This is a genomic window from Oryzomicrobium sp., from assembly GCF_036820405.1.
Lineage (GTDB): Bacteria > Pseudomonadota > Gammaproteobacteria > Burkholderiales > Rhodocyclaceae > Oryzomicrobium.
Genome location: NZ_DAISLS010000010.1, coordinates 167,446 through 193,986 on the forward strand (window position 1 = coordinate 167,446; position 26,541 = coordinate 193,986).

Annotated in this window: 16 protein-coding genes; 12 read left to right on the forward strand and 4 right to left on the reverse strand. The window is 68.3% G+C overall.

Translation table 11 applies throughout. From position 1 onward, the window contains the following. Nucleotides 1-7 precede the first annotated feature (7 nt). From V7Z98_RS11410 to V7Z98_RS11430, 5 genes are all read left to right on the forward strand, one after another. Nucleotides 8-2,443, forward strand: coding sequence for a hypothetical protein (locus tag V7Z98_RS11410; protein WP_334158096.1), 2,436 nt, complete (start codon nucleotides 8-10; stop codon nucleotides 2,441-2,443). 8 nt (nucleotides 2,444-2,451) lie between these two features. Further along, complete coding sequence (locus V7Z98_RS17885; RefSeq protein ID WP_442951836.1) at nucleotides 2,452-9,354, forward strand: contractile injection system tape measure protein; 6,903 nt, start codon at nucleotides 2,452-2,454, stop codon at nucleotides 9,352-9,354. Continuing rightward, nucleotides 9,351-10,736, forward strand: coding sequence for an ATP-binding protein (locus V7Z98_RS11420; RefSeq protein WP_334158098.1), 1,386 nt, complete (start codon nucleotides 9,351-9,353; stop codon nucleotides 10,734-10,736). The genes V7Z98_RS17885 and V7Z98_RS11420 overlap by 4 nt, the downstream gene beginning before the upstream one ends. Continuing rightward, entirely contained in the window at nucleotides 10,733-13,642 is a 2,910-nt protein-coding gene (locus V7Z98_RS11425; RefSeq protein WP_334158099.1) for a hypothetical protein, read from the forward strand. Before V7Z98_RS11420 ends, V7Z98_RS11425 begins: the two co-directional genes overlap by 4 nt. A 72-nt stretch (nucleotides 13,643-13,714) precedes the next feature. After that, the gene (locus tag V7Z98_RS11430) at nucleotides 13,715-14,494 is read left to right on the forward strand and encodes a DUF4157 domain-containing protein (protein WP_334158101.1); all 780 of its coding nucleotides are present in this window, start codon (nucleotides 13,715-13,717) and stop codon (nucleotides 14,492-14,494) included. Nucleotides 14,495-14,576: 82 nt separating this feature from the next. On the opposite strand, the gene pstB is transcribed toward V7Z98_RS11430, so the two are convergent. The 4 genes from pstB to pstS all read right to left on the reverse strand — a co-directional run bounded on the left by pstB (nucleotide 14,577) and on the right by pstS (nucleotide 18,352). Continuing rightward, complete coding sequence (gene pstB / locus V7Z98_RS11435; RefSeq protein WP_293264989.1) at nucleotides 14,577-15,359, reverse strand: phosphate ABC transporter ATP-binding protein PstB; 783 nt, start codon at nucleotides 15,357-15,359, stop codon at nucleotides 14,577-14,579. A gap of 21 nt (nucleotides 15,360-15,380) precedes the next feature. Continuing rightward, nucleotides 15,381-16,223, reverse strand: a complete 843-nt coding sequence (gene pstA / locus V7Z98_RS11440; RefSeq protein ID WP_293264991.1) for a phosphate ABC transporter permease PstA — start codon at nucleotides 16,221-16,223, stop codon at nucleotides 15,381-15,383. Between the two features lie 11 nt (nucleotides 16,224-16,234). Further along, nucleotides 16,235-17,239, reverse strand: a complete 1,005-nt coding sequence (gene pstC / locus V7Z98_RS11445; RefSeq protein WP_293264993.1) for a phosphate ABC transporter permease PstC — start codon at nucleotides 17,237-17,239, stop codon at nucleotides 16,235-16,237. A gap of 72 nt (nucleotides 17,240-17,311) precedes the next feature. Further along, nucleotides 17,312-18,352 carry a phosphate ABC transporter substrate-binding protein PstS gene (gene pstS, locus V7Z98_RS11450; protein WP_293264995.1) on the reverse strand — a complete coding sequence of 347 codons (1,041 nt, stop codon included), beginning with the start codon at nucleotides 18,350-18,352 and terminating at the stop codon, nucleotides 17,312-17,314. A 623-nt stretch (nucleotides 18,353-18,975) separates the two neighbouring features. Between pstS and V7Z98_RS11455 the strand changes: the two genes are divergently transcribed. The 7 genes from V7Z98_RS11455 (at nucleotide 18,976) to groL (ending at nucleotide 26,427) form a co-directional block, all read left to right on the forward strand. Next, nucleotides 18,976-21,387: an ATP-binding protein gene (locus V7Z98_RS11455; protein ID WP_334158103.1), complete on the forward strand. Its 2,412-nt coding sequence runs from the start codon at nucleotides 18,976-18,978 to the stop codon at nucleotides 21,385-21,387. Nucleotides 21,388-21,406: 19 nt separating this feature from the next. Next, the gene (locus tag V7Z98_RS11460) at nucleotides 21,407-22,384 is read left to right on the forward strand and encodes a chemotaxis protein CheX (protein WP_293264999.1); all 978 of its coding nucleotides are present in this window, start codon (nucleotides 21,407-21,409) and stop codon (nucleotides 22,382-22,384) included. Nucleotides 22,385-22,441: 57 nt separating this feature from the next. Continuing rightward, nucleotides 22,442-22,807, forward strand: coding sequence for a response regulator (locus tag V7Z98_RS11465; RefSeq protein WP_293265001.1), 366 nt, complete (start codon nucleotides 22,442-22,444; stop codon nucleotides 22,805-22,807). A 3-nt stretch (nucleotides 22,808-22,810) separates the two neighbouring features. Then, nucleotides 22,811-23,608, forward strand: a complete 798-nt coding sequence (locus V7Z98_RS11470; protein WP_334158104.1) for a methyl-accepting chemotaxis protein — start codon at nucleotides 22,811-22,813, stop codon at nucleotides 23,606-23,608. After that, complete coding sequence (locus V7Z98_RS11475; protein WP_334158106.1) at nucleotides 23,605-24,195, forward strand: hypothetical protein; 591 nt, start codon at nucleotides 23,605-23,607, stop codon at nucleotides 24,193-24,195. The genes V7Z98_RS11470 and V7Z98_RS11475 overlap by 4 nt, the downstream gene beginning before the upstream one ends. 253 nt (nucleotides 24,196-24,448) lie before the next feature. Continuing rightward, nucleotides 24,449-24,739 carry a co-chaperone GroES gene (locus V7Z98_RS11480; protein WP_293265007.1) on the forward strand — a complete coding sequence of 97 codons (291 nt, stop codon included), beginning with the start codon at nucleotides 24,449-24,451 and terminating at the stop codon, nucleotides 24,737-24,739. 44 nt (nucleotides 24,740-24,783) lie between these two features. Further along, on the forward strand, nucleotides 24,784-26,427 hold the full coding sequence (gene groL / locus V7Z98_RS11485) for a chaperonin GroEL (protein ID WP_054621064.1): 1,644 nt from the start codon (nucleotides 24,784-24,786) through the stop codon (nucleotides 26,425-26,427). The last annotated feature ends 114 nt before the right edge of the window (nucleotides 26,428-26,541 follow it).

A 26,541-nucleotide genomic window follows, 5' to 3' on the forward strand; every position in this document is an offset into this window, starting at 1 on the left:
GGTGGCCATGAATCCGGCGGACCTGCCCTCCATCGCCCGGCGCCGGCCCGATCCGGCGGGGCTCGACTTCGACGGCCTGCGCCAGGCCGGCATCGATCAGTTGCAGGCCCTGTGCGGCGAGGTGTGGACCGACTACAACCTCCACGACCCCGGCGTCACCATGCTGGAGCAGCTGTGCTACGGCCTCACCGACGTGGTGTACCGCACGGGGTTCGCCACGGAGGATTACCTATTCGGCGCCGACGGGCGCATCGACGGTCCGCGCCATGCCCTGTTGCCGCCGGAGGAGGCGTTGCCCTGCCGCCCCATGACCCCCGGGGATTACCGGCGACTGTTCGCCGACCAATTGCCCGAAATCCGCAACGTCTGGGTGGCGCCGTCGACCCAGCCTGGGCCGCCGGGGCGCCTGGATATCCACTTCCTGCTGGCGGACGACGTCGAGGCCGGCGCCGACGAGGCCGCCGAACTGATGCAGAAGGCCGCGGCGCTGTACCTGGAACACCGCAACCTGGGAGAAGACCTGGGCACGATCGGCTTGGTCGAGCAGGTGGACTACCGCCTGGTGGGCGAGATCGAGATTGACGGCGGACGGCCGGTGGCCGAAACCCTGGCCGATGTGTTTCTCGCCGCCCTGGCGATCATTTCGCCCCCCCTGGCGACGCGCCCCTACCACGAGGCGGCGGGTGAACCGCCGGAATTGGTGTTCGAGGGCCCCTTGACCCGCCACGGCCGTATCGACGTGCCGGATTTCCGGCCCTGGAGCGCCTCGATCGTTTCCGAGCTGGTGCGGGCCGTGGCCGGCGTTGCCGGCGTCGGGCGGGTGGTGGCCCTCGACCTGGTGGACGACCAGGGGCAGCCCTACCGCCCGGTAGACGGCGATGCCGCCCTGCGCCGGATGCCCCGCCTGCGGCTGCCGGCCGGGGACGACGATCAGCGCCTGGTCCTGCGCTTGGCCGGCAAGATGCGCAACGTTCCGGTGGCCGAGTTCCGCGATCGCCTGGCCCGGCTGGCCTTCGCCCTGGATACCCGCCGCCACGGCTGCCCCCCCTACGAGCCCGAATCGCCCCTGCCGACCGGTGTGCCGGTGGAGGCCAACGCCTATACCTCGGTCCAGCACCACTTCCCGCCGGTATACGGCCTGGGCGATTACGGCGTGCCGGCTTCGGCCTCCCCCGAACGCAAGGCCCAGGCGCGGCAGTTGCAGGCCTACCTGGCGATCTTCGACCAGGTCATGGCCAATTTCATGCAGGGACTGGCCGGGTTGCCGGACCTCTATTCCCTGGACGAGGGGCTCGGCCGCACCTACTTCCAGCAGGTCCTGGGCAACCGGGACCTGCCGGGGATCGAACCCCTGTACAAGGGCGGGCGCCAGGGGGTCGACGCCGCCCTGGCGGCCACCCTGGCCGAGCTGGACGATTTCGGCGGGCGCCGTTCCCGCAGCCTGGACGTCCTGCTGGCCTTGCACGGCGAAAAATTCACCCAGGAATCCCTGCGCAACTTCGCCGCGCTGGCCGGCGATGCGCTGGAGGCGGCGTTGCTCCGCGACAAGATCGCCTTCGCCCGGCAGGCGCCGGAACTGAACGCCCGGCGCATGGGGGCATTCAACTACCGCCGTCCGGCAGGCCCCGACAACGTGCCGGCCCTGGCCGAGAAGGTCGGCCTGTTGCTGGGGCTCGATTCCCACGGCGGCACCCGGGTCTCGGGCCTGCTGAAGGAGCAGGGCTGGCGCTACATCGCCGACCGGGACTTTTGCCGCGAGGCCGGCCTGGAGGCCATTCCGGCCAGCGCACTCGGCGGCGGCGACGCCGTGCCCCACCTGCCGGAGTTGGCCGAGCTGCCGGGCGGCTCCGGGGATGAGGCCCCAGTGCCGCCCGTGCTATGCCGTTCCTTGTTGAACGGTGGGGGCGATCTGGGCAATTACCGCATCGTCGGCGACGATGGCGACGTGCAACTGTGCTTCGCCCTGGAAGGGGCGGAAGGGGGCTGCCTGCTTTCCCGCCATGACAGCCGGGCGGATGCGGCGCGAGTCGCCAACCGCTTTGCCCAACGGATGGCGGCGCTGGTGCATGGCAGCATCGGCTTCCATCTCGTCGAGCACCTGCTGCTGTATCCCGGGCATCCTGGAAATGGGCAGGCGGTTGCCGCGGATCGGCAGGAGTTCTACGCCTTCCGCATCAGCGCCGTGTTTCCCGCCTGGTCGCCCCGGCTGGACAACCCGGAGTTCCGCAAGCTGGTCGAGGAAAGCTTCGCCCTGTGCTGCCCGGCCCACCTTCAGGTCGACGTGTTGTGGCTCGATTTCGACCAGATGGCGATCTTCGAGGGCCTGCATGGCGATTGGCTGGCCCAGAAGCGCGAAGGCGACGCCGACAAGGCGGCCCGGGTGCTGGCCCTGTTTCTGCAACGCTGCGCCCGCAAGTCGGGCGAGCGGGGCCGGTGGATCTAGGGGGCAGGATGGGGCGCCGGCATTTCATCGACGAACTGCGCTTCGAAACCGGCATGGGGCCGGGCGTGGACGTGGACCAACCGCCCTGGAGCGACTGGCCCGGGCTGTGCCGCGACCGCCTGGCGGCCGTGATCGACAGCGTGTTCGACGGGCTGGATGTTCCCGCCGGCGCGATATGCGCGATCGACCGCCTGGAGGTCGATCTCGGTGAAGTGTCCGACCGGCTCACCCCCGATGAGCTGTGCACCCGCCTGGGGGATGCCCTGCGCCGCAGCCTGCGGGACAGGATCGCGACCCTCCTGGAAGGGAGCGAAGACGGGGCCAGGATCATCCCCGGCCATGCCGCCGAGTTCGAGCTGCTGGCCAGCTACCTGCAAAACGGCATGCTGCCCTGGAATGTCCCCGGCGACGAGCCGTTCGCGCTGGCGGCCACACTCCTGCGCCAGGCCGGACCGAACCGGCGGCGCCTGCTGGAGTTGCTGCGGCAGGACGCTGCGGTGCAGGAGCGGATGATCCGCCAGCTACAGGACCCGGAACTGGCGCAATGCCTGGCCCTGCTGTACCCCGGAAACCGGGCCGAAGGCTCGGCCCGCCACTGGGACCGGGTCGCCCAGCGAGCGGCCTCGGCGCGGCGCGGTGATACCCGCTTCCGCATCTGGCGCGAGGCGATGCGCCTGGCGATCGATGATGTGGCCGCCGTGGATGCCGCCGTGCCGGTGGCGTCCAGCGGTGTGGACGGTGTGGGAAGGTCGGAAGGGCCGAGCGGCGGCCCCACAGGCGGTGGCGCGCGGCGGGCGGGCGCAGGGGCAGGGGCCGGAAAAGCATCGATGGCGCAACCGCCCGTGCTGTCAGGGGACGGGCGTGAGGACGCCGCTTCTCGGGCCTTGGCCTTACCGTTCCGCGAGGTGGGGGCATCGTCTCCGGATGGCACCATGCCTCAGGGAGAGCCGCCATCGCCGCAGCGGGCCGCTACGAGCGGCTCCAGCCGGGAGCCAGTGGTGAAGCTGGGGACGGTGGTGGGTAGCGCTGTCCATGCCCAGGAAATGGGCAAGCCGCACAGCGGCGGCAACACGGTGCCTGGCGTCGTGAATGTCACTGCGGGCGAGAGCGCGGTTTCCCCGCCGGAGATGGCCGCCCTGTCTACGTCCCGTGCCGCGGAGGTCGTGGCACGGGAACAGGTGGATGCTTCACCGCCGCAGGGGCCAGGGGAGGTCGCACCGAGCCTTGCGGACCGTGCCGCAGATCTTCCCGTGGCCACCGGAACGGCGTGGGAGGGCGATAGCCGGCATGGTGCGCCGCTGGCACGGCCGGATGGTTCTCAAGTGGGGGCCTCCTTCATTGCCGCTGGAGAGCACGGCCAGGGCGAGGCCCTGGAGCGCCCGGCCTCCAGGGCCGTTGCTGCGCGGGAGAAAACACTGGAGTCTGGGGCGGCTCAACTCGCCACTGCCGCCGCCCCGGCCGCCAGCCGTCGAAACGATCAAGCTGATCCAGCCGGGCAGCCTGGCGACCAGGGCCCGGTAGTCGAGAGCGCCGATGTACGAGAGGAGCAGCGCACTCCTGTGGCAGAAGTGGTAGAGGCGCAGGGCGCGGAGGCATCGCCGTTTTCCGCCCCGGCGGCCTTGGGAGGGGGCCAGGGGCGGCTGGATGCGAAAGCGCTGGGGGCGCCGCTCGCGCCATCGAATCGGGGCGGAACCGATGTCCCGCAAGTGGTCGTAGGCACGACGATGGCTGTCCCCGTAGTTCCAGGACCAGAAACGGCGGCGGAGCAAGAAGCGGGGCAACCCGAAGGTCAGGGGCCTGGGCGCCCCCTCGGCATGGGCCGTGACGAGGATGGGGGCGGCGTCGCTGGCGTATCGAAAGCAGCCATTTCCGGTGGAGCGGCCCCCCTCGCCTCTGGGCAAGCCATGCCTCTGGCTGTCGCGGCGATTCTGCCCCTGACCGGATCGTCTGCCGTTGCCCGAGACGGGGCGTCCGGGGATTCCGCCGTTTCTGCATCGATGCGGCCTCTGCCGATCCACGACGTGGGCAATGAGGGGGAACTCCACCTCTCGGATGCAGGGCGCATGGCTTCGTCGGCGGAACGGGGCGCGGTGGGGAGTGGGCCTCGACAGGATTCCGCGCTGCCGATCGAGGCTGGAGCTGGGCTTGCTGCCCCGATCCTGCCTCCGTTCCAATCTCCATTCCGGCCGGCTGCACCCCAGTCGGACGTAGGCGGAGCCGGGGAGGGCGGTGCTCCGTGGCTCGCCGATTCACGGGTACAGACTCCTGGCGGCACGGGCTCCGCGTCAGCACACGACCTCGGCTCTCCGTCCGGTCATGCCTTGCCGGCTCCCTGCGTGGACGCGGCGCAGCGCCAGCGGTTTCTGGCGGCAGGAGGTGCAGCTACAGCATCCGGCCACGGGGCTGCCATGGCAAGCGCCCCGGTTCGGGCGGCGGAAGCGGGGGAGCGCGGGACGAACGCCGTTGGCGCCCGCGATGGTCAAGGATCGGTGCTGTCCGGCGAAATCGGGCGGCCCCCTGTTACCGTCCCTTCGCCTGGCGTTGAGTCGTTACCGGCGTTCAACCAAGGGGCGACGAGCACTACGCGTGGAGCGCCGTTACCGGCCAGGCCGGGCGATGGCGTCATCCCCGCAAGCCCGGCGCCGCGCGTTGCTTCCGGCGACATGGCGCTAGAAGAAGCGCCACGATCGGTCGGCGCAACCGCCAACCCGCCAGGAGCGACAACGGATGGCCTGGGGGGCGATCAAGCGCTGCTTCCCGGCGACGCCGCGATTCCCCCCGATTCTCTGCCCGGCCTTGGCCAAGGGCGCGATGGTGTGCTGCCCACGACTGGAGCTGGGTACCTGCCGGTAGGCGCCGCTGCGGCACATGGTGAGCCTGCGGTGGCGGGGGGGCAGCGCCCCGACCTTTCACCGGGCGAAGGCACTTTGCCGTCTGCGATGGGGCGCCCGAATGCCCCTGACCTCCCGATGCTCGGTGGCGCGCGCGCCATGCAAGGCGCCCCCCGAGCATGGGACGCTCCTTCTTCCGAGGGGCTGGTGAGAAAAGGGGAAGGCAAGGAGACGCGGCGGGGCGGCATGGCTGCCATGCCGGGCGATGTTGAGGGGGGCCAGGCCGCTCAGCAGCCCACGGCAAAGGTGCCCGGGGGGGCAGGCGCCGGTCCAAGGGAAGCAACCGCCGGCAACGCCGCTCCGGTGACTGCGGCCGGGCGGGGAATGCCGGAACCCGGGAGGGCGGACCGAGCGTCCGGCGGCCCTTCGTCTGGAGCCGCCGACCGCGCTGCTGCCGGTGCCGCTTTTCAAGCACCAGCGGATGAGTCCAGGCCCTTTGCACAAGGGGGCGGCGAAAAGCCGGGCGAGTCCGCCACCGGGAACGGGGGGGCGACGCCCCATGGCGATGCGCCGAGGAGTGCTCCGGCGGGAACTAGCGCGCCATCGTTTGCGCAACACGCGTTGCCCAGGACTGATGAGCACGCCACCCGACCACGGGATGTGAAGCCGCCGTCGGCAGGCGTGGCATTGCCGGGAGGGGCAGGGCGGCAATGGACCGCCCCTCTGGGCGCCGTGGAAGGGGAGGACACCCTTCCGCAGCAAGATCGGAGCACTGCTTCTGGAGCCGGGCGACCCGACGCGGCGGCTGCCGTGCCGGGTAGGGAAGTCCGTGCGCCGGAGGGGGTGGCACCTGCTGCTTCAGCGTCGATGCCGATGACGGCTCATGGTGATGTGGTGCCCACGCTACCGGAAACCTCGCTACCGGGAACCTCGCGGCCGCCTCCAGTGGAAAATCTCGGGGGTCCGAGGGAGGTTCCGGCACCTTGGCCGCCCGTGGCTGAGTCGCCGCCGGAGGACGTTGCCGCGACCGATGCGCCCGGGGCGCGACGAGACGATTCTCTCGGTGCAGCCGAGGAGCGCCTGCCCGTATTGCACGGGGAGGTGAAAGCATCGCTGGGCAGGGGAGCGAAGGAGGCGGAAGCGCGTACGGTCCCCACTCCCACGCAGGCGGGCGCGATGACGCATGGGCCAGGAAGGACGGAATCCGCGCCACCGGCCGCTACGGGCAGCTCGGAGGTTGGCTCAGAGGTTGGCTCAGAGGTTGGCGGCCATGCGCCGCCAGGGACGGCAATGCTGCTGCCGGAAGGCGGCGCGACGACCGGTTCGCCGGGGCAGCAACGCATCCCCCCTCCTGGTCCTCAGAAGGGGGATGCCGCCCTTCGACGGAACGGCGTTGAAGAACCGAATCCGAACCCTGCTTTCGGGCCGGGGCGGTCCGAAGCCGCGCCCGTATTGCCGGGCGTAACTGTGCGGGAGGTGGAAGGCTCGGCGCCTTCCGCCTCCGTGCAGGGTGCGGCGGCACGGACTGGTGCTGTGTCCGTACCCCCGGCCGGCCTGTTCCCGCCGTCGGCGGCAACGGGTGGGCCGGAGGAACCACGTCATGGGTCTCCGCCGCAGGAGCGCGCATCGCAGCCAGAGGGCGAGGCGGCGCCTGGGGAATTGGGGAGTGCCCCGCTGACGCATCGCACTGGCGGCGGGTTACGCCAGGAGGCTCCGGCCCCCGTTGCCCTGTCCCCGCTGACTTCGGCATCGGCATCAATGTCCGGCCGCGGCAGCGACAGTAAGGCGAGGCCAGGAGCGGCGTTATCGGATGTCGCGGAGCAAACCTCGCCGCATCCCGCGGCCGACGGCAAAACCGCGATGCCCTCGGGCACGCTTGCCGCCGAGGGGGACGCCTTAACGTTGCGGCCCCCATCGGACGGGACCACGGAAAGGTCCGCCGTAGCGCCGGGTGAGGAGCGGGATGAAACCTCGTCTGTGGCGGCGGGACCACGGGTCGGCCCGGCGGCGCTCATCCCCAGCGTGGGCGCCGTTGCCGCCATGGCGGGCGCTGTCGATCGACGCGGAGTGAAAGAGAAAGTGAGCCCGGCGGGTGGCGACGAAGCGGTGGAGCCGACAGCCCCGCTGTCCGTATCCGCCATGCCCGGCGATGCCGCATCGGGTACTGCGCCTGTGGAGCGCTCCATAGCGCGGCCCATGCGCAACCCCATCGGGGGGAGCGAGCGGCCTGCCGCCGTTTCTGCCGCGGATAGGGCATCCCCGGCTGGGGGAGCGGCAGAGGGGCATGGTGCCATTCCTCCTGATCCGGTTGGCAAAGGACTGTCTGCCGGGCCCGGAGTGGAAGAGAGAGTGAGCCCGGCTGACGGCGGCGGGGTGGCGGAGCCGACGGCCCCGCCGTCCGCATCCGCCATGCCAGGCGATGCCGCATCGGGTACTGCGCCTGTGGAGCGCTCCATGGCGCGGCCCATGCGAAACCCCATCGGGGGGAGCGAGCGGCCTGCCGCCGTTTCCGTCGCGGATAGGACATCCTCGGCTGGGGAGGCGGTAGAGGGGCATGGCGCCGTTCCTCCTGATCCGGTCGGTGACGGGCAATCTTTCGGGGTTGAACTTCACGCCGAGCGAAGGCTGCGGGATGCGGTACCTGGCGGTGCGCCGACGGCCAAATCCGTGGAGAGGCAGGAAGGTCAGCGCTTTACCCCGGCCGGTTCCGCCGCGTCCTTGGGAGCGGCCGCGGCGCTAGTTGGGGAAAACGCTGCACCGGCCGGTCCCCGGCAACCCCGGCAAGCGATGCCGGAAGCCGGGGCGTCCAGGGCGGAGGCGGGCCGAGGCGACGAACGCCATGCCGGCCTTACCGCAACCGCTGTAACTGCCGAAGGGCGCGCTGTCGCGCCAAGCCTGGGGCCAATCTCCTCGGCCGCTGTCTCGCCGGAGGGTGATGCGGCCATGCCGGAATCCGGTGCAGGATTGAGTGAGTCGGCCGGCGGAAACGCCACTGGGTCCGGGGTTGGAGCAGCCCCCGATTCCACCGGCCACCATCCCGCCCCATCAGCCACGTCTGCCGCTGCGCTGCCTGAACCGCTTCCAGACTGCGCCTGGATCGAGCACGCCCTGGAAAACGATCCGAACGGCCTCGAAGCCGTGCTCCTGCCCCTGCTGGAGAGCCGGGTTGGCGCGGCGCGATTGATCGAGGCGTGCCCGGATGCCCTGCTGTCCCGCCTGGCCCACTATTTCCGCGGGGCGGATTTTTCCCGGCTGCTGCCCTATGCCGAGGCGGTTACCGCGGCCAACCTGGGGATGGGCGAGGCCGAGCGCCGCCGCCGCCATTGGCGTTTCCTGCTGGGGACCTTGTTCCCGAAGGTGCGCTTCGCTTCCGCCGCGCCCTTCGTCAGCGCCTACATCGATTTCCTGGCGGCGGACTGGCCGGCGCCGGGCGATGCGCGCCAGGCCCTGCGTGCGTACCTGGAGTCGGCGGCGGCGCCGGGCATGGTGACGCGCCACATCCTGTTCTGGCTGGGGGGCAAGGGCGGCGCGTCGGCCCCCGGCGCGGTGCCATCGGCGCCGCCGGCTCCGCTGGCGGGGCGGGGCATCCAGGTGGCCAATGCCGGCCAGGTTTTGGCCTCCCCCTACCTGCCCCGGCTGTTCTCCATGCTGGGCTTGCTGGAACAGGGGCGCTTCATCGACGGCGAGCATGCCCGGCGGGCCTGCCATCTCCTCCAGTTCATGGTGGACGAGCGATGCGCTGCGCCCGAGCACGAGCTGACCCTCAACAAGCTGCTGTGCGGGCTGGAGTTGCACGAGCCCCTGGATGCCGGGATCGAGATCGACGAGCGGGAACGCTCCGCCATCGACGGCATGCTCGCCAGCATGATCGCGCACTGGAAGGCCCTGGGCGGCACCTCGGTGGCCGGGCTGCGCGAAGCCTTCCTGCAGCGCGGCGGGGGATTGTCCCGCCAGGACGACGCCTGGCGGTTGAAAGTGGAGCCAAAGACCATCGACGTGCTGATGGACCGGCTGCCCTGGGGATTTTCGGTGATCCGCCATCCGTGGATGGCGGCACCGGTAATGGTGGAGTGGCGATGACGGCCATCACGATGCAGAAACGGGAACCCCTGACCGCCTCCTGGCCCGGGGATGACAACGCGGCGATCCTGTCCGGGGAGCTGGACTGGTTCTCCAAGGTGCTCGAAACGCGCCTGACCGCCTATTTCGAGCAGCGCCCCTGGGGGCTCGACGACCTGCCCCCGCCGGACCTGACGGCGGCGCAGGGCGCCTACGCCGAACTGGTCCGGGAGCTGGACATGAGCGCCGAGGAGCGGCTGGTGCTGCTTTTGGCCCTCATCCCTCACGTTCGTCCCCAGACGCTGGACCCGCTGTTCACCCGCAACCGGGCGCTGGAGCGGGCCTTCACCGAGTTCGGCGGCTGGCCGGGGAAGAACCACGGCGGCTTTCTGCCGACCTGCGAGACGGCGCTGTTCGTTGCGGCCGGCACCGACCTGGAGCGGCGCTTCCGCATGATCCCGCTGTTCGAGAACGATCATTTCTTCGCCCGCCGGGGCATTCTGCGCCTGGAGCACGGCGAGCGGGCCGAGACCCTGTTCAGCAGCGCCCTCACCCTGAGCGGCGAATATCTGCATCTGCTCATCGCCGGCACCCGGCACAAGCCCGATTTCAGCGCCACCTTTCCGGCCAAGCTGATCACCACGCCCCTGGGGTGGCAGGACCTGGTGCTGGGGCCCCAGGTCCTCGAAGAGGTGGGACACCTCCAGACCTGGCTGGAGCGGGGGCCCGAGGTGATGCGCGAGTGGGGGCTGGAGCGCTCCGTCAAGCCGGGTTACCGGGCCCTGTTCTACGGGCCGCCGGGCACCGGCAAGACCCTGACGGCGACCCTGATCGGCGCCAGCGCCGGGGTGGACGTGTACCGCATCGACCTGTCCATGGTCGTTTCCAAGTACATCGGCGAGACCGAGAAGAACCTGGCCGGCGTTTTCGACCAGGCGGCGAACAAGAACTGGGTGCTGTTCTTCGACGAGGCCGACGCCCTGTTCGGGCGCCGCACCCAGACGTCGAATTCCAACGACCGCCACGCCAACCAGGAGGTGGCCTACCTCCTGCAACGCATCGAGGATTTCCCCGGCATGGTGGTCCTGGCCACCAACCTGCGCGCCAACATCGACGAGGCCTTTGCCCGGCGCTTCCAGTCCGCCATCTATTTCCCCCTGCCGGATGCCGAGCAGCGCCTGCGGCTGTGGCACGGCATGCTCGACCCTGCCACCCGCCTGGCGGACGACGTGGATCTGGCCCGGATCGCCGCCGACCATCCTCTGGCCGGCGGGGCCATCGCCAACGTGGCGCGCTACGCGGTGTTGCGCGCCTTGCAGCGCAAGCGGGCCCGCGTGTGCAGCGACGACCTGCTGGCGGGGATCGCCCGGGAACGCTTCAAAGAAGGAAAGTCCATCGCATGACCACGAACCGCCTGGCCCAGGCCATCGTCCTGCCACTGCTGGCCGCCGTGTGCTGCCTGCCGCTGCCGCTGGCCTCGGCACCCGATCCGGCCCGTCCCGCCGCCGCGCCTGCCGCCGCAAAACCCGCTCCCCCCGCAGGCCAGCCGGGATGCGAGGTGGGGCGCGACACCTTTGCCTACCTGACCCCGGACGACGCCCGCCAGGTCCAGATCGCCCTGGCCTACTTCGGCCTCTATGGCAACCGCATCGACGGCATCGTCGGCATCGACACCCGGGCAGGGCTGGCCGCCTATTGCGGCCAGCAGGACATGACCATCGGCCGGGATATGGCCTCCCGCCAGGCCCTGGTGGCCGAACTGCTGCGGGATGCGGCCATCGACCGGGTGTTCCACAAGTGGCGGGGCATCGTCGCCAGCCGGGCGTTCGCCATCTGGCAGACCGAGCAGAAGGACGCGGACCAGATCCCGCCCCAGATCAAATCGGGGTCGGCGGCCCAGGTGATCGACATCATCGACCGCTTCCTCAAGTACCAGCCCGCGCCCGGCACGGCCGGGCGCCAGCGCTGGCTCGACGATCAAGGCATCTCCTACCAGTTGCTGGCCGACGACTTCCAGGCCCTGGCGAGCCGGCAGGAGGCCCTGGCCGCCCTGGCGGTCATGAAGGACGCCGGCTTCCAGGAGCAGGAGGCCTTTTCCGCCCAGGTGCGCGAACTGCTCCAGGCCCAGGCCGGGGCCTGGTCGGGCGTGGTGCAGCGCTATGCCGAGTCCATGTCGGTCTTCTCCCTCACGCCCCAGGGCATGGCCCGGCTCAAGGCGGCGCGGGTGCCGGCCTACCTGCTCGACCAACTGGGGGAGCTGGAGGACCCGGGCTATCCAAGCCGGGCGGCCGTCGAAAAGGCCTTGCAGGAGGTCTTGGCCGGCATCGACCAGGAACTGGCGGCCTATCGGGCGAAGAAGCTCGCCGTGCCGGCCGGGGCGCCGAAAACGGCGGCCGCCCCCGCAGCCCCAGCAGTCCCCACCCCTGCTGCTGCCGCCGGAGATGGCGGCGCGTCCCTGCCCGGGGCCGGTGGCGGCTCGGGGCTGGCGGACGAGGTCAGCCTGCGCCTGCAAGGCAAGCCCATGGGCACGGCCAAGGAACGGGCCGATTCCCTGTCCCAGGCGTGCCAGGAGGTCATGGACGAAGCGCGGAAATGGCTTCCCCTGATCCTGGCACAGGTGGACGACAGCACCGCGTACCGGCTTTCCACCGCCTCGTGGAACCGGCTGCTGGCGGCGGCCGGCGCCGTGCCGAGCTATGCCCTGCCCATGCTCGACGGCATGGAGGGGGTGGACTATCCGCTGCGCGGCATATTCCTTTCCGCCGTCCAGGGACGCATCGGCACCGGGCTGAAGGGATACGCCAAAACGATCCAGGGCGAGGTCGCCGGCAAGCGCCTGACCCAGCTGGACGACAAATTCTTCGCCTGGCTGAAGGCCAACAAGATTCCGGAGGACCTGGCCGGGACGTTGCAACCGCTCAAGGGCCGGGATTTCGCCACCCCCCGGGATCTGCTGGCCGAGATCGACACCGTGTTCCAGGCGCAGCGCGCCAGGGTGGCGGACTATCAGGATTTCCTGGCCGACCAGGCGCGCAAGCGGCACGTGCCGGACCCGGCCAAACCGGTCGAGTGGCAGCCGGTCCCGGACTGCAAGTGCCGGCCCAAGAAGATGGAAAAGCAGGTGTACGGTTTTTATCCCTTCTGGTTGGCGGGGGAGAGCCAGTCGGTCGATTTCAGCGTGCTCAGCCGCATCGGCTATTACGCCGTGGGCTTCGACGATTCCGGCACCGTGAGCAATGCGGCCCACTGGAACGCGGCCAGCAGCCAGGTGTTCGAAACCGCGCGCAAGTACCGCACCCAGGTCGACCTGGTCGTCCGCCGCAGCGACTGGTCGTCCTGGGCGTTGCTGAACCGGGAGAAGCGGGTCGCGGCCTTCGCCGCCCTGGCAGGCGAGCTCGACCGCCTGCTATTCATCGCGCCGACGGGGGCCATGGCGGCCATCCGTCCTTACCTGAGCCTGGGCACGGACCGGCCCAGCCTGGGCAACGGCGTCACCCTGTTCTTCGAGCATTACCCGGAAGACCCGGAATTCATCGAGGACTTCAAAGGCTTCCTCGTCCAGCTCCATGGCCGGTTGGCCGGCCGAGGGCAGTTCGTGAACCTCATGCTGCCGTCGGACGCCCTGGGCCAGGGCATCTTCAACCACGCCAAACTGCTGCAATGGGCCGATCTCTACGACGCCGACGCCCGGGGCAAATATGAGGCGGACCGCATGCTGATCCTGGTGCTGCTGCGGGAGCCCACCACGGACGACAAGAAGCTACTGCGCCGCAGCCTGGAGGAAAACCTGAAGGGCGACGACCGGCGCAACCTGCAACGCATGACGGTGCCGGTGATCGTTCCCGACGGCCGCGCGCGGATCGACGACGACGTGATCTACATGGGCGACAACTTCAACGGCATCGGCTTCTGGCGGCTGCCGACGGGGACGTCCGGGCTGCCGGCGGACGAGGTGCTGAAGAACGAGTTCTACCCGACCCAAACCAACCAGAGCTCGGCGGTGTGCGGCATCGTCTGCCCCAACCGCTGGCTGTTCCGGCTGGCCTTCGACTGCTTCCTGGTGGTGTCGCTGGCCTTCCTGGTGGCCTTCGCCGGGTGCTGCGAATGCCGGGGCACCTTCCGCCGCCATTTCCTCTGGTTCCTCGGCGGCACCGTCGTGCCCCTGTTCGTCATCGGCATGGCGATGCTCTATTGCGACCCTGCCCTGGAGAGCATTGCCGAAGGCAATGGCCTGCTCTTCCTGGTGCTCCTGGGCATCATCGTCTATGCCGTATGGGACTACCAGCAGAAAAAGCAGCAGATCCCCTGACCCGGCAAGCGCTTCCTTGTCCTTTTACCACCTGTGCCATCCCATTCACGCCTCGAACCCTGGAGTAACGCCATGCGGGCCTACAGCGAAAAACCGACGACATCCTCCGTTTCTACCGAGCATGAGCGCCGCCAAGGCGACAGCCACGTTTCCGCTGGCGGCGGACGGGAGGCGGGGGCGCTCTCCGGCCTGGACGGCGCGGCGGCCAACGGCGCCCAGGCGGCGGGGCTCCAGGCTTTGCAGGCCAAGGCCGATGGGAGCCTGGCGGTAAGGCAGCTGGCCGCCCTCCAGCCGGATGGGGTGTCGCAGCGCCAGGCCGAAGAAGAGGACGAGGCCCCTATGCAGGCCAAGACCGCCCAGTTGCAGGCCGACGACGAGGAGCCGCTGCAGGGCCGCTTCGATCCGCTGCAACGAGTGGCGGCGGACGAGGACGAGGTCCAGCGCAAGGCGGCTACGGGCGCCAGTCAGGCCCCCGTAGCTACAGGTGCCGCCGGCAGGAATGAGACGGGGCTGCCCGATTCCCTGAAAACGGGGATCGAGGCCCTGTCCGGCATTTCCCTGGATTCGGTGCAGGTGCATTACAACTCCTCCCAGCCGGCCCAGCTCAATGCCTTGGCTTACGCGCAGGGCAGCGACATCCACGTCGCCCCGGGCCAGGAGCGCCACCTGCCCCACGAGGCTTGGCACGTGGTACAGCAGGCCCAGGGGCGGGTGAGCCCCACCCTGCACACCGGCGGCGTACCCGTGAATGACGAGGTGGCCCTGGAACAGGAGGCCGACGCGATGGGCGGGCGGGCCAGCCAATACAAGGGGCCGGCCGTGCAAGCGAAGCGGGGCGGGCAGGACCGGTGATCCGGAAACCCACGGGCCTCGGCCGTGAATGAAAAACGGCAGGGAATCCCCTGCCGTTTTTGTTGGGCGATGACGCGTTTTCTCAGCCGTAGCGCCCGGTGATGTAATCCTCGGTTTCCTTGCGCGACGGCTTGACGAAGATTTCGTCGGTGACGCCGAACTCGATCAGCTCGCCCAGGTACATGTAGGCGGTGAAGTCGGAAATCCGCGCCGCCTGCTGCATGTTGTGGGTGACGATGACGATGGTGAAGTCGTCCTTCAGCTCGCCCACCAGTTCCTCGATCCGGGCGGTGGAGATGGGGTCGAGGGCAGAGGTCGGTTCGTCGAGCAGCAGCACCTCGGGCTTCACGGCGATGCCCCGGGCGATGCACAGGCGTTGTTGCTGGCCGCCGGACAGGCTCATGCCGCTCTGGCTCAGCTTGTCCTTCACCTCGTCCCACAGGGCGGCCTTGCGCAGGGCCCATTCCACCCGGTCCGCCAGGTCGGCCTTGCCCAGGCGCTCGTGCAGGCCGACGCCGAAGGCGATGTTGTCGTAGATCGACATGGGGAAGGGGGTGGGCTTCTGGAACACCATGCCCACCTTGGCGCGCAGCGAGGCCACGTCCACCTTGGGGTCGAGCAGGTCGATGCCCTTGAACATCAGGGTGCCTTCGGCGCGCTGCTCGGGGTAGAGGTCGTACATGCGGTTGATGGTCCGCAGCAGAGTGGACTTGCCGCAGCCGGACGGGCCGATGAAGGCGGTGACCTTGTTCTTGGCGATGTCGAAGGTCACGTTCTTCAGGGCGTGGTACTTCCCGTAGTAGAAGTTGAAATCCTTGAACTGGATCTGCGGGACGTGTTTTTGCGAGTCGGTAGTGGTTTGCACGGTCTGGATTCCCAAAACGACTTAGTTAGTCTTTTCGGCGCGGAAAACCACCCGCGCGAGGATGTTCAACAGCAGGACACCGACGGTGATGAGCAGCACGCCGGCCCAGGCCAGGCGCTGCCAGTCCTCGAAGGGACTCATGGCGAACTTGAAGATGGTCACCGGCAGGTTGGCGATGGGCGCGTTCAGGTCCAGGCTCCAGAACTGGTTGGAGAGCGAGGTGAACAGCAGCGGCGCGGTTTCGCCGGAGATGCGCGCGATGGCCAGCAGCACGCCGGTGACGATGCCGGAACGGGCCGCCCGCAGCGTGATGCGGCGGATCACCACGTTCTTCGGTGCCCCCAGGGCGAAGGCCGCCTCGCGTAGGGAGTTGGGCACCAGTTGCAGCATGTTCTCGGTGGTGCGCACCACGATGGGCAGCACCAGCAGCGCCAGGGCGACGCCGCCGGACCAGGCGGAGAACTTGCCGGTGTGGGCCACCACCAGGGCATAGACGAACAGGCCGATGACGATGGATGGCGCCGACAGCAGCAGGTCGTTGACGAAGCGGGTGACCCGGCCGAGCAGGGTGTGGCGGCCGTATTCGCACAGGTAGATGCCGGCCAGGATGCCGATCGGCGTGCCGATCGCGGTGCCCAGCACGACCAGGATCAGGCTGCCGACGATGGCGTTGAGCAGGCCGCCTTCTTCCGCGCCCGGCGGGGGCGTCATCTGGGTGAACAGGTCGAGGGAGAGGGCGCTGAAGCCCAGGTCCAGCACCGTCCACAAGATCCAGGTCAGCCAGAACACGCCGAAGGCCATGGCCGACAGGGAGAGTCCGAGGGCCAGGCCGTTGATGGCTTTGCGTTTGACGTAGAGATTCATGGCCGTTCCCCTCATTTCTTGCCTTCACCCACGGCCAGGCGCATCAGCAGCAGCTTGGAGAGGATGAGGACGATCAGGGTGATGACGAAGAGGATCAGGCCCAGCTCCATCAGGGACGAGGTGTGCAGGCCGGGGGAGGCCTCAGCGAACTCGTTGGCCAGGGCAGAGGTGATGCTGTTGCCCGGCATGAACAGGGACGGCGAGGTGAGGAAGTTGGTGTTGCCGATGATGAAGGTCACCGCCATGGTCTCGCCCAGGGCGCGGCCCAGGCCGAGCATGACGCCGCCGATGACGCCGGACTTGGTGTAGGGCAGGACCACGCGCCAGATCACTTCCCAGGTGGTGCAACCCAGGCCGTAGGCCGATTCCTTGAGCATGGTCGGGGTCAGCTCGAAGACGTCGCGCATCACCGAGGCGATGTAGGGAATGATCATGATCGCCAGGATGATGCCGGCGCTGAGCAGGCCGATGCCCAGGGAGGGGCCGGAAAAGAGCGGGCCGATCAGGGGCAGCACCCCCAGGGTCTTGGCGATCAGGGGCTGGACGTGGGTGGCGAAGAGGGGGGCGAAGACCAGCAGGCCCCACATGCCGAAAACGATGCTGGGAATGGCGGCGAGCAGCTCGACGGCGGTGCCCAGGGGGCGGCGCAACCAGACCGGTGACAGTTCGGTGAGGAACAGGGCGATGCCGAAGCTGACGGGAACGGCGATCACCAGGGCGATCAGGGAGGTCACCAGGGTGCCGTACATGGGCACCAGGGCGCCGAAGCGCTCGGCCGGCGGGTTCCACTCGGTGCTGACCAGGAAACGGGCGCCGAAGGTTTCGATGCTGGGCCAGGAGGCCACGGCCAGGGCGATGATGATGCCGGCCAGCAAGGCCAGGGCAAGGAAAGCGAAGCCGCGGGCCATGCCGGCGAAGACCAGGTCGCCGAACTTGCTGTGCGGCTTGCGCTGCAACTCGGGTGACTCGAGGGCGGCGGTAGAGAATGCCGCGGCGGGATTGGCTGGCTGACTCATGGGAAGGGGCTCGTGTATGAACGGCGTTGGGGGCCGCAGCCCCCAACGCCGTATCGCCGATGGGGGGGCGGATTACTTCCCGGAGAACACCGGCTTGCCGGCGGTGTCACCGATGTGGTTCCACGACTGGTGGATCAGCTTGACGGTAGCGTCGGGCAGGGGCACGTACTCCATGTCCTCGGCCATCTTGTCGCCGTTCTGGTAGGACCAGGCGAAGAACTTCAGCACTTCGGCGGCCTGGGCCGGCTTGGCCTGCTGCTTGTGCATCAGGATGAAGGTGGCGCCGGTGATCGGCCAGGAGTTCTTGCCCGGCTCGTCGGTGAGGATTTCGTAGAAGGCGTTCTTGCTCCAGTCGGCGCTGGCGGCGGCGGCCTTGAAGGTGGCGTCGTCGGGGGCGACGAACACGCCGTCCTTGTTCTGCAGCTGGGCGTAGGTCAGCTTGTTCTGCTTGGCGTAGGCGTACTCGACGTAACCCAGGGAGCCCGGCAGACGCTGCACGAAGGCGGATACGCCCTCGTTGCCCTTGCCGCCCAGGCCCAGGGGCCATTGCACGGCGGTGCCTTCACCGACCTTCTGTTTCCACTCGGTGCTCACCTTGGACAGGTAGTTGGTGAAGATGAAGGTGGTGCCGGAGCCGTCGGCGCGGCGCACCACGCCGATGTCCTGGCTGGGCAGGGCCAGGCCCGGGTTCAGGGCGGCGATGGCCTTGTCGTCCCACTTGGTGATCTTGCCCAGGTAGATGTCGGCCAGCACGGCGCCGGTCAGCTTGAGTTGGCCGGGCTTGATGCCGGGAACGTTCACCACCGGCACCACGCCGCCGATCACGGTCGGGAACTGCACCAGGCCGTCCTTGTCCAGGTCGGCGGGCTTGAGGGGCATGTCGGAGGCGCCGAAGTCGACGGTCTTGGCGGTGATCTGCTTGATGCCGCCACCGGAGCCGATGGACTGGTAGTTCACCTTGTTGCCGGTGGCCTTCTGGTAAGCATCGGCCCACTTGGCGTAGATCGGGGCGGGGAAGGAGGCGCCGGCGCCGGTGATTTCGGCGGCGAAGGCGGTCTGGGCGGCAAAGGCGATGGCCGTGATGGCAGTCGTGCGCAGGGCAGTCTTGAACATGGATGCTCCGTGTGTGGGATGACCCGTGCAAAGTAGTCTGGAATTGTTACAGCGCTATTGCAAATCCGAGACATGCCCGGGCGAAGAAACCCGTGCCGTGACGTAGTGCCGCTTTTCCACAGCGGGGTCAAACCCTTGCCGGACGGGGGTTTCCGGGGCATGGACGGCAAAGGCGGGCGAGGCGGTGGCGCCAGTCAGTAAATTTCACTGAACCTGACGCGGGGCTGAGGTCTGGGTCGATCTGGCCCAGTGGGCAGCCAGCCGGGGGACGTTTCCCGGTCTCGGCTTCGCGCTGCCTGAAGATTGCCCCGAACCGCGCCGCGGCGCCTGCCCACCGGCCATTGCCGGCGACTCGCCGGTTTTCGTGACGCCGTCGTGGCGGGTCCCGCCGCCGCGGACGGGCCGGCGTGCCGGCTGCCGGAAGCGCCGGAGCGTGGGTTTGCCGCTTGGCGGTGCCGTCATCCTGCCGTCACCTACATCGCGGTTTCATGACTGTAATGCGGCTATAACTTTCGACTTAGATAATCCCGCCCGTTCTCCCGGTCATGTCCGGAATCCCCCGCAGCAGGCCTTATCGGGCCGCCGGCGGGGCCTCGCTTACCACCTCAGGCGGGTATCTCAAGATGACTATTCGAAGCCGCATCATATTGCTGGTTGCCCTGACGTTCGTCGCCCTGTCCCTGATCGGCGGCTATTCGGTGATCCAGTCCCGGTCCAACGCCAAGGAAGTGCGGGGCGTCACCGAAGGCGTGGTGACCAGCGCCCTGGCCTCGGCCGACCTGGTGTCGCTGCTCAAGGAAGTGCAGCTCACCACCATGGCCCTGGTGTCCGCCCCGGACACCACCATCGCCGCCCAGGCCCGCGACAAGCTGCTCAAGCAGCAACTGCAACTCAAGGAAAGCCTCGACTTCCAGGCCCACCAGGCCACGGGGAGCGCCCAGACCGGCCTGGTGGACCAGGCCAAGGAAAGCCTGGCCAACTACTTCGGCGAGATCGACCAGACCGCCCAGCTCAAGCTGGCCGGCCAGACCTCCCTGGCCGAGGCCAACCTGTTCGCCAACGTGGCCCAGTACCAGCGCGAGATGGAGCAGATCGTCGATGCCCTGCGCGTCGAGAAGAACCGCTCCAAGGACAGCGCCATCGCCGCCCTGAACGACAGCCTGTCGAACACGGTCACCACCATTTCCGCCGTCAGCCTGGCCACCATCCTGGCCCTGGGCGTGGTCGGCTACCTGCTCTACCGCCAGGTGGTCCTGCCCATCGGCCGCATGCAGGCGATGATGAGTGAGATCGCCGACAGCCAGGACTTCAGCCGCCGTCTGCCGGTGGGGGGCAAGGACGAGATCGGCCGCTCGATCGGTGCCTTCAACGTGATGGTGGCCAAGATCGAGGAAAGCTCCGGCCTGCTGCGCCAGAAGACCACCGACATCCAGACCATGTTGCAGCACATGCCCCAGGGCATCCTGACCATCGCTGCCGGCAACCGGGTGCATCCGGAATACTCGGCCTTCCTCGAAAGCATCCTGGAAACCGCCGACATTGCCGGCCGGGACGTGATGGAACTGGTGTTCGCCGACACCGACCTGGGGGCCGACGCCCTGTCCCAGGTGGAGGCCGCCGTCGGCGCCTGCATCGGCGAGGACGCCATGAACTTCGAGTTCAACGCCCACCTGCTGGTTGGCGAGATCGAGAAGCGGCTGGCCGGCGGCCGGACCAAGGTGCTCGACCTCAACTGGTCGCCGATCGTGGACGACAACAACACGGTGGTCCGCCTGCTGCTGTGCGTGCGCGACGTCACCGAACTGCGCCGCCTGGCCGCCGAGGCCCGGGAGCAGAAGCGCGAGCTGGAGCTGATCGGTGAAATCCTCGCCGTCAGCCAGGAGAAGTTCCACGAATTCATCGCCAGCGCCCTCAAGTTCATCGACGAGAACGAGCAGTTGATCCGCGCCACGCCCAAGCAGGACGCCGACGTGGTCGCCCAGCTGTTCCGCAACATGCACACCATCAAGGGCAACGCCCGTACCTACGGCCTGCGCCACCTGACCAACACGGTGCACGGGGCCGAGCAGATCTACGACGAGTTGCGCAAGCCGCGCCCCACCGTGGCCTGGGATTCGGCCGCCCTGCTGGAGCAACTGGCAGCGGTGCGGGCCGAGGTGGAGCAGTACGCCAAGATCAACGAGGTCAGCCTGGGCCGCAAGGGGCCCGGGCGGCGCGGCGGCGAGCGCTACCTGCTGGTGGACCGGGAGCAGATCCAGGAAACCCTGCACCGCCTGGAAAAGGTCAATCCGGGCAACCTGCACGAGCTGGTGGCGGCCCGGGACCAGGTGCAGCGCGTGCTGCGCCTGCTCGGCACCGAATCCGTGGCCCAGATCCTCTCCGGAGTGTTCGATTCCCTGCCTTCCCTGGCCAAGGAGCTGGGCAAGGTGGCACCGGTGGTGAGCATCGAGGACAACGGCTACTTCCTGCACAACCAGGTGTCCGGCGCCCTCAAGAACGTGTTCATGCACCTGGTGCGCAACGCCATGGACCACGGCATTGAAACACCCGACGTGCGCCGCGAGTCCGGCAAACCCGCCGCCGGCGAGATCACCCTGCGCCTGGCCCTGGTCGGGGACGGCCTGCAGCTGGCCCTGAGCGACGACGGCCGGGGCCTGGCCCTGGCGCGTATCCGCCGCATCGCCCTGGACAAGCAACTGATCGGTGCGGACGACGTTCTGAGCGACGAAGAGGTGGCCCAATTGATCTTCCGCCCCGGCTTCTCCACGGCCGAGGCGGTCACCGAAGTGTCCGGCCGCGGCGTCGGCATGGATGCGGTGCAAGACCTGATCCGGCGCGAGGGCGGCAAGATCGCCGTGCGCTTCCTCGACGATGCCGCCGGAGCCGACTTCCGGCGCTTCGAGACGGTGGTGACCCTGCCCGAGAAGGTTGCCGTGCGCGGCGAGGAAATCGCCGTGACGGCCGATGCGCCGGCCGGCAGCGAGGACGGGGCGGCGGCCGGTGGCTCGGCGGATGTCGCCCGTGCCATCGCCTGAGGCCGGAGGACCGCCCAGCGTGGATACCCGGACCCAGGTGGCCAGCAAGATGCTGGTGCTCGACGACGCGGGCACCTATGTGAACAGCCTCAAGGCCTTCTGCGAGGAATGCGCCCTCCTGGGCATCCGCCCCAACGTGGCCGGCAACGGCGACGTGATGGCGGTGCTGCGCGCCAACGTGGACCTGGGCGGCATCCTGCTCTACGAGAACTACGGTGGCCGGCCGGGCAACGGCCTGGTCATGGCCCGGGAGATCCACGCCCTGCGCCCCGAGCTGCCCATCTTCCTGCGCCGCGACGCCGTCTCCAGCGTCGCCGGCCTGGGGGAGCGCGACGCGGCCATGTTCCGCTGCGCCTACACCCTGGCGACCCTGCAACAGCTGCGGGAGTCCCTGGACGCCTCGATCTTCAGCCGGATCTACCCCAACGCCCTGGTGCGGGGCATTGCCGAGATCACCCGGGCCTCTTTGGAAAGCCTCTTCCACGGCTGCGAGGTGGATGCCGAGACCCCCTACCTGGTCAAGGACCGCATCATCTACGGTGAGGTGTTCACCCTGATCGCCATCGAGAGCCACTGGTGCCGGGGCTACATGATGCTGCAATCGTCCGAGGGCAGCGTGCTCGACCTGTTGCGCGGCCGGCCAGGCGGCGGGGACGGGCTCACCTTCCGCGATCTCAACGGCACCCTGGGCGAGGCCACCAACCTGATCTGGGGCGCCTTCAAGAACCGCTACGTCGGCCACGGCACGGCGGCCTCCGCGCCGCTCCAGACCCAGGTGCCCATCGTCATCAACCACCAGCGCCGCTACATCTCCTTCGGTTCGGACGATCCCCAGCTGTGCCTGAAATACACCCTGCGGCTGCGGCAGTCCCCGGACGGCCCGGGCGTGCCGGTCTACCAGCGCTTCGTCTTCAACCTGGACTGGTCCCCGGACGAGTTCAGCGAAAACCCCACGGTGGAGTCCTTCGTCGAGTCCGGCGAATTGGAACTCTTCTGACCCCGCGTTCGATCTTTTTTCCCCTTCCCGTTTGATAACCAATAACAAGGAGTTCCCATGGCCCAGGTTCTGGTCGTCGATGATTCCAGCACGGTGCGTAACGAGGTCTGCGATTTCCTCAAGAACAACGGCCTCGCCGTCACGGCAGCGGTGGACGGCAACGACGGGCTGGCCAAGCTCAAGGCCGACCCCGCCATCAAGCTGGTGTTGAGCGATGTGAACATGCCCAACATGGACGGCCTGACCATGGTCGAGAAGATCCGCGGCGACCTGAAGAACGCGGCGGTCAACGTCATCATGCTCACCACCGAGAACAGCCCGGCGATGAAGGAGCGGGGCAAGGCGGCCGGCATCAAGGGGTGGATCGTCAAACCGTTCAACGGCGCCGCCGTGATCGCCACCCTGAAGAAGCTGGTGGCCTGATCGATGGCCCTGACCACTGGCGCCACCCCGATCCTGCTGGCTCTCGCCGTATTGCTGGCGCTGCTCGCCCTGGCCAGCTGGTGGCGCGTCGCCGTCCTGCGCCGCGAGGGGAGCCGCCGGGAGGCGGCCCTGCGCCGCGAGATCGATGCCCTGGCCGGGCACATTCCCCCCGAGGTCATGGCCGGGCGGCTGGCCGATCTGCAAGGCGAGGCCGACGCCCTGCGCGAGGCCCTGGCCCGGCTGGCCGAGGCGCACGAGCAGGCCGCCCAGGAGGCGGCCCAGAGCGCCGCCGCCGAGCAGCAGGCCGTACTGGCCGAGGCCGCCGCCGGCTACGGTGCGGCCCTGGCCGACCTGCGCCAGCGGGTCGCGGCGGACCATCACGAGTTGAAAGGCGGCATCGACGCCCTGCTCGACGTGGTCAAGACCCTGGAGCGCTGGCATGACCAGATTCAGGGCATCCTGGCCAACAACCAGGCGCTGAAGCGGGAAAACGAGGAATTCGCCAACATCAACAAGAAGATCGTGATGCTGGCGCTCAACGCCTCGATCGAGGCCGCCCGGGCCGGCGAGTACGGCCGGGGCTTCGCCGTGGTGGCCGACGGGGTGCGCGACCTGGCCCTGACCTCCACCAAGCTGGCCCAGAGCTTCAAGGAAAACCTGGACAAGAGCGACCTGGTGGCCACCGCCACCTTCCTCGACCTGCAAGCCAGCAGCAACATGATCCGCACCGCCGTGTTCGGCCTGGGTGCGAGCGAGAGCCGCATTCTGTCCCATCTGTCCGAGGAGGGCGCCCTGCCATGATCACCACCGAAGCCATCGCCTCCGTCCAGTGGCTGTTCGACAAGGCCATCCGGGAAAATGCCGGGGCCGGCGCCGCCTGCGAGGTAACCGTTTCTCCCGGCCTGGGGCCGGCCATGGCGGACGATGCCCGCCGCCACCTGGTGGTGATCGGCATCTCGTCCTACCTGTTCCGCATGGTCGTCCTGTTCGACTTCGACGCGGCCCCCCGGACCCTGGACTATCTGTCCCGCCGTGCCGGCGGCGAGCCGGGGGCGCTCCAGGGGCAACTGCTCGCCGACGCCTACGGCGAGCTGGTGAACATGATCTGCGGCGCGGCCAAGCGGACCTTGCACGAGGTCTTTCCCCACACCGGCCTGTCCACCCCGTTCACCCTGGAAAGCTCCTGCGCCCGCTACGTCTGCGCCCTGGACCCGGCCCACAGCCTGACCTTCGCGGTGAATATCGGCGATCAGGGCGACGGCCAGCTTGGCTTCCGCATGACCGTCTGCCTGTGCGTGGCCCCGGGCACCACCCTGGACTTCACGGTGGCGCGCACCGCCCCCGCCAATGCGTCGTCCGACTCCTGCGGCGAGATCGAATTCTTCTGATCCGGCGCGGCCTGGACGGCCCTGGGCGGCGGCCCGGCGCAGCCCCGGGAGACATCGCCCGCATAAATAATTGGCGGGGCGCCCTTGAAAACCCCGGGGGGCGTCCCTATTATTAGCACTCGTCGCCGATGAGTGCTAACAACCTCCCGGTGACCGGCAGCCGCGGCGGGTGCGAGCTTCGCTCCCCGAGTCCGGCGGCTCCCCATTCGTGTCATCCGTGTTTATGTCCGCAACTTTGTCAGGAGCCCACTCCATGAAAATCCGTCCCTTGCACGACCGCGTGATCGTCAAGCGCGTCGAAGCCGAGCGCACCACCGCCTCCGGTATCGTCATCCCCGATTCCGCCGGCGAGAAGCCGGATCAGGGTGAAATCCTCGCCGTCGGTCCCGGCAAACGCGACGATTCCGGCAAGCTGATCGCCCTCGACGTCAAGGTCGGCGACCGCGTCCTGTTCGGCAAGTACGCCGGCCAGACCGTCAAGGTGGATGGCCAGGAACTGCTGGTCATGCGTGAAGAAGACATCATGGGCGTGGTGGAAGCCTAAGGCTTTCCGACCCCCTCACCTTTCCCAGAATTCAGGAGCAAACAATGGCTGCTAAAGAAGTCAAATTCGGTGACGTCGCCCGCGAGCGCATGGTCGCCGGCATCAACATCCTCGCCAACGCCGTCAAGGTGACCCTGGGCCCCAAGGGCCGCAACGTGGTGCTCGAGCGCTCCTTCGGCGCCCCCACCGTGACCAAGGACGGCGTGTCCGTCGCCAAGGAAATCGAACTGAAGGACAAGTTCGAGAACATGGGCGCCCAGATGGTCAAGGAAGTCGCTTCCAAGACCTCCGACGTGGCCGGTGACGGCACCACCACCGCCACCGTGCTGGCCCAGGCCATCGTCCGCGAAGGCATGAAGTACGTGGCCGCCGGCATGAACCCGATGGACCTCAAGCGCGGCATCGACAAGACCGTCGCCGCCCTGACCGACGAACTGCGCAAGATTTCCAAGCCCTGCTCCACCACCAAGGAAATCGCCCAGGTCGGCTCCATCTCCGCCAACTCCGACACCAACATCGGCGACATCATCGCCAATGCCATGGACAAGGTCGGCAAGGAAGGCGTGATCACCGTCGAAGACGGCAAGTCCCTGGACAACGAACTCGACGTCGTCGAAGGCATGCAGTTCGACCGCGGCTACCTGTCCCCCTACTTCATCAACAACCCGGACAAGCAGATTGCCGCCCTGGACAATCCCTTCGTCCTGCTGTTCGACAAGAAGATCTCCAACATCCGCGACCTGCTGCCGGTGCTCGAGCAAGTGGCCAAGGCCGGCCGCCCGCTGCTGATCATCGCCGAAGACGTGGACGGTGAAGCCCTGGCCACCCTGGTGGTGAACAACCTGCGCGGCATCCTCAAGACCTGCGCCGTCAAGGCTCCGGGCTTCGGCGACCGCCGCAAGGCCATGCTCGAAGACATCGCCATCCTGACCGGCGGTACCGTGATCGCCGAAGAAGTCGGCCTGTCCCTGGAAAAGGCCACCCTGGCCGAGCTGGGCCAAGCCAAGCGCATTGAGATCGGCAAGGAAAACACCACCATCATCGACGGCGCCGGCGATGCCGCCACCATCGAAGCTCGCGTCGGCACCATCCGCAAGCAGATCGAGGAAGCCACCTCCGACTACGACCGTGAGAAGCTGCAAGAGCGCGTGGCCAAGCTGGCCGGCGGCGTTGCCGTGATCAAGGTCGGCGCTGCCACCGAAGTCGAAATGAAGGAAAAGAAGGCTCGCGTCGAAGACGCCCTGCACGCCACCCGCGCTGCCGTTGAAGAAGGCATCGTCGCCGGCGGCGGCGTGGCTCTGCTGCGCGCCCGCGCCGCGGTGTCCGTCAAGGGTGACAACGCCGACCAGGAAGCCGGCATCAAGATCGTCCTGCGCGCCATCGAAGAGCCCCTGCGCCAGATCGTCGCCAACGCCGGTGACGAGCCCTCCGTGGTGGTCTCCAAGGTCCTGGAAGGCAAGGGCAACTTCGGCTACAACGCCGGCTCCGGCGTGTACGGCGACATGGTGGAAATGGGCGTGCTCGACCCCACCAAGGTGACCCGCACCGCCCTGCAGAACGCCGCCTCCGTGGCCGGCCTGATGCTCACCACCGACTGCATGGTCGGCGAACTGCCCGAAGACAAGCCCGCCATGCCCGGCGGCATGGGCGACATGGGTGGCATGGGCGGCATGGGCATGGGCATGTAACACCGCCAGGCCGTCCAGGACTCGTTCCTGGCGCCCTGCCGGCCGGCCGTTGGCAATTCGCCAGGGGCCGGCCCGAAAAACCCCGCACTCCGGTGCGGGGTTTTTCTTTGCTCG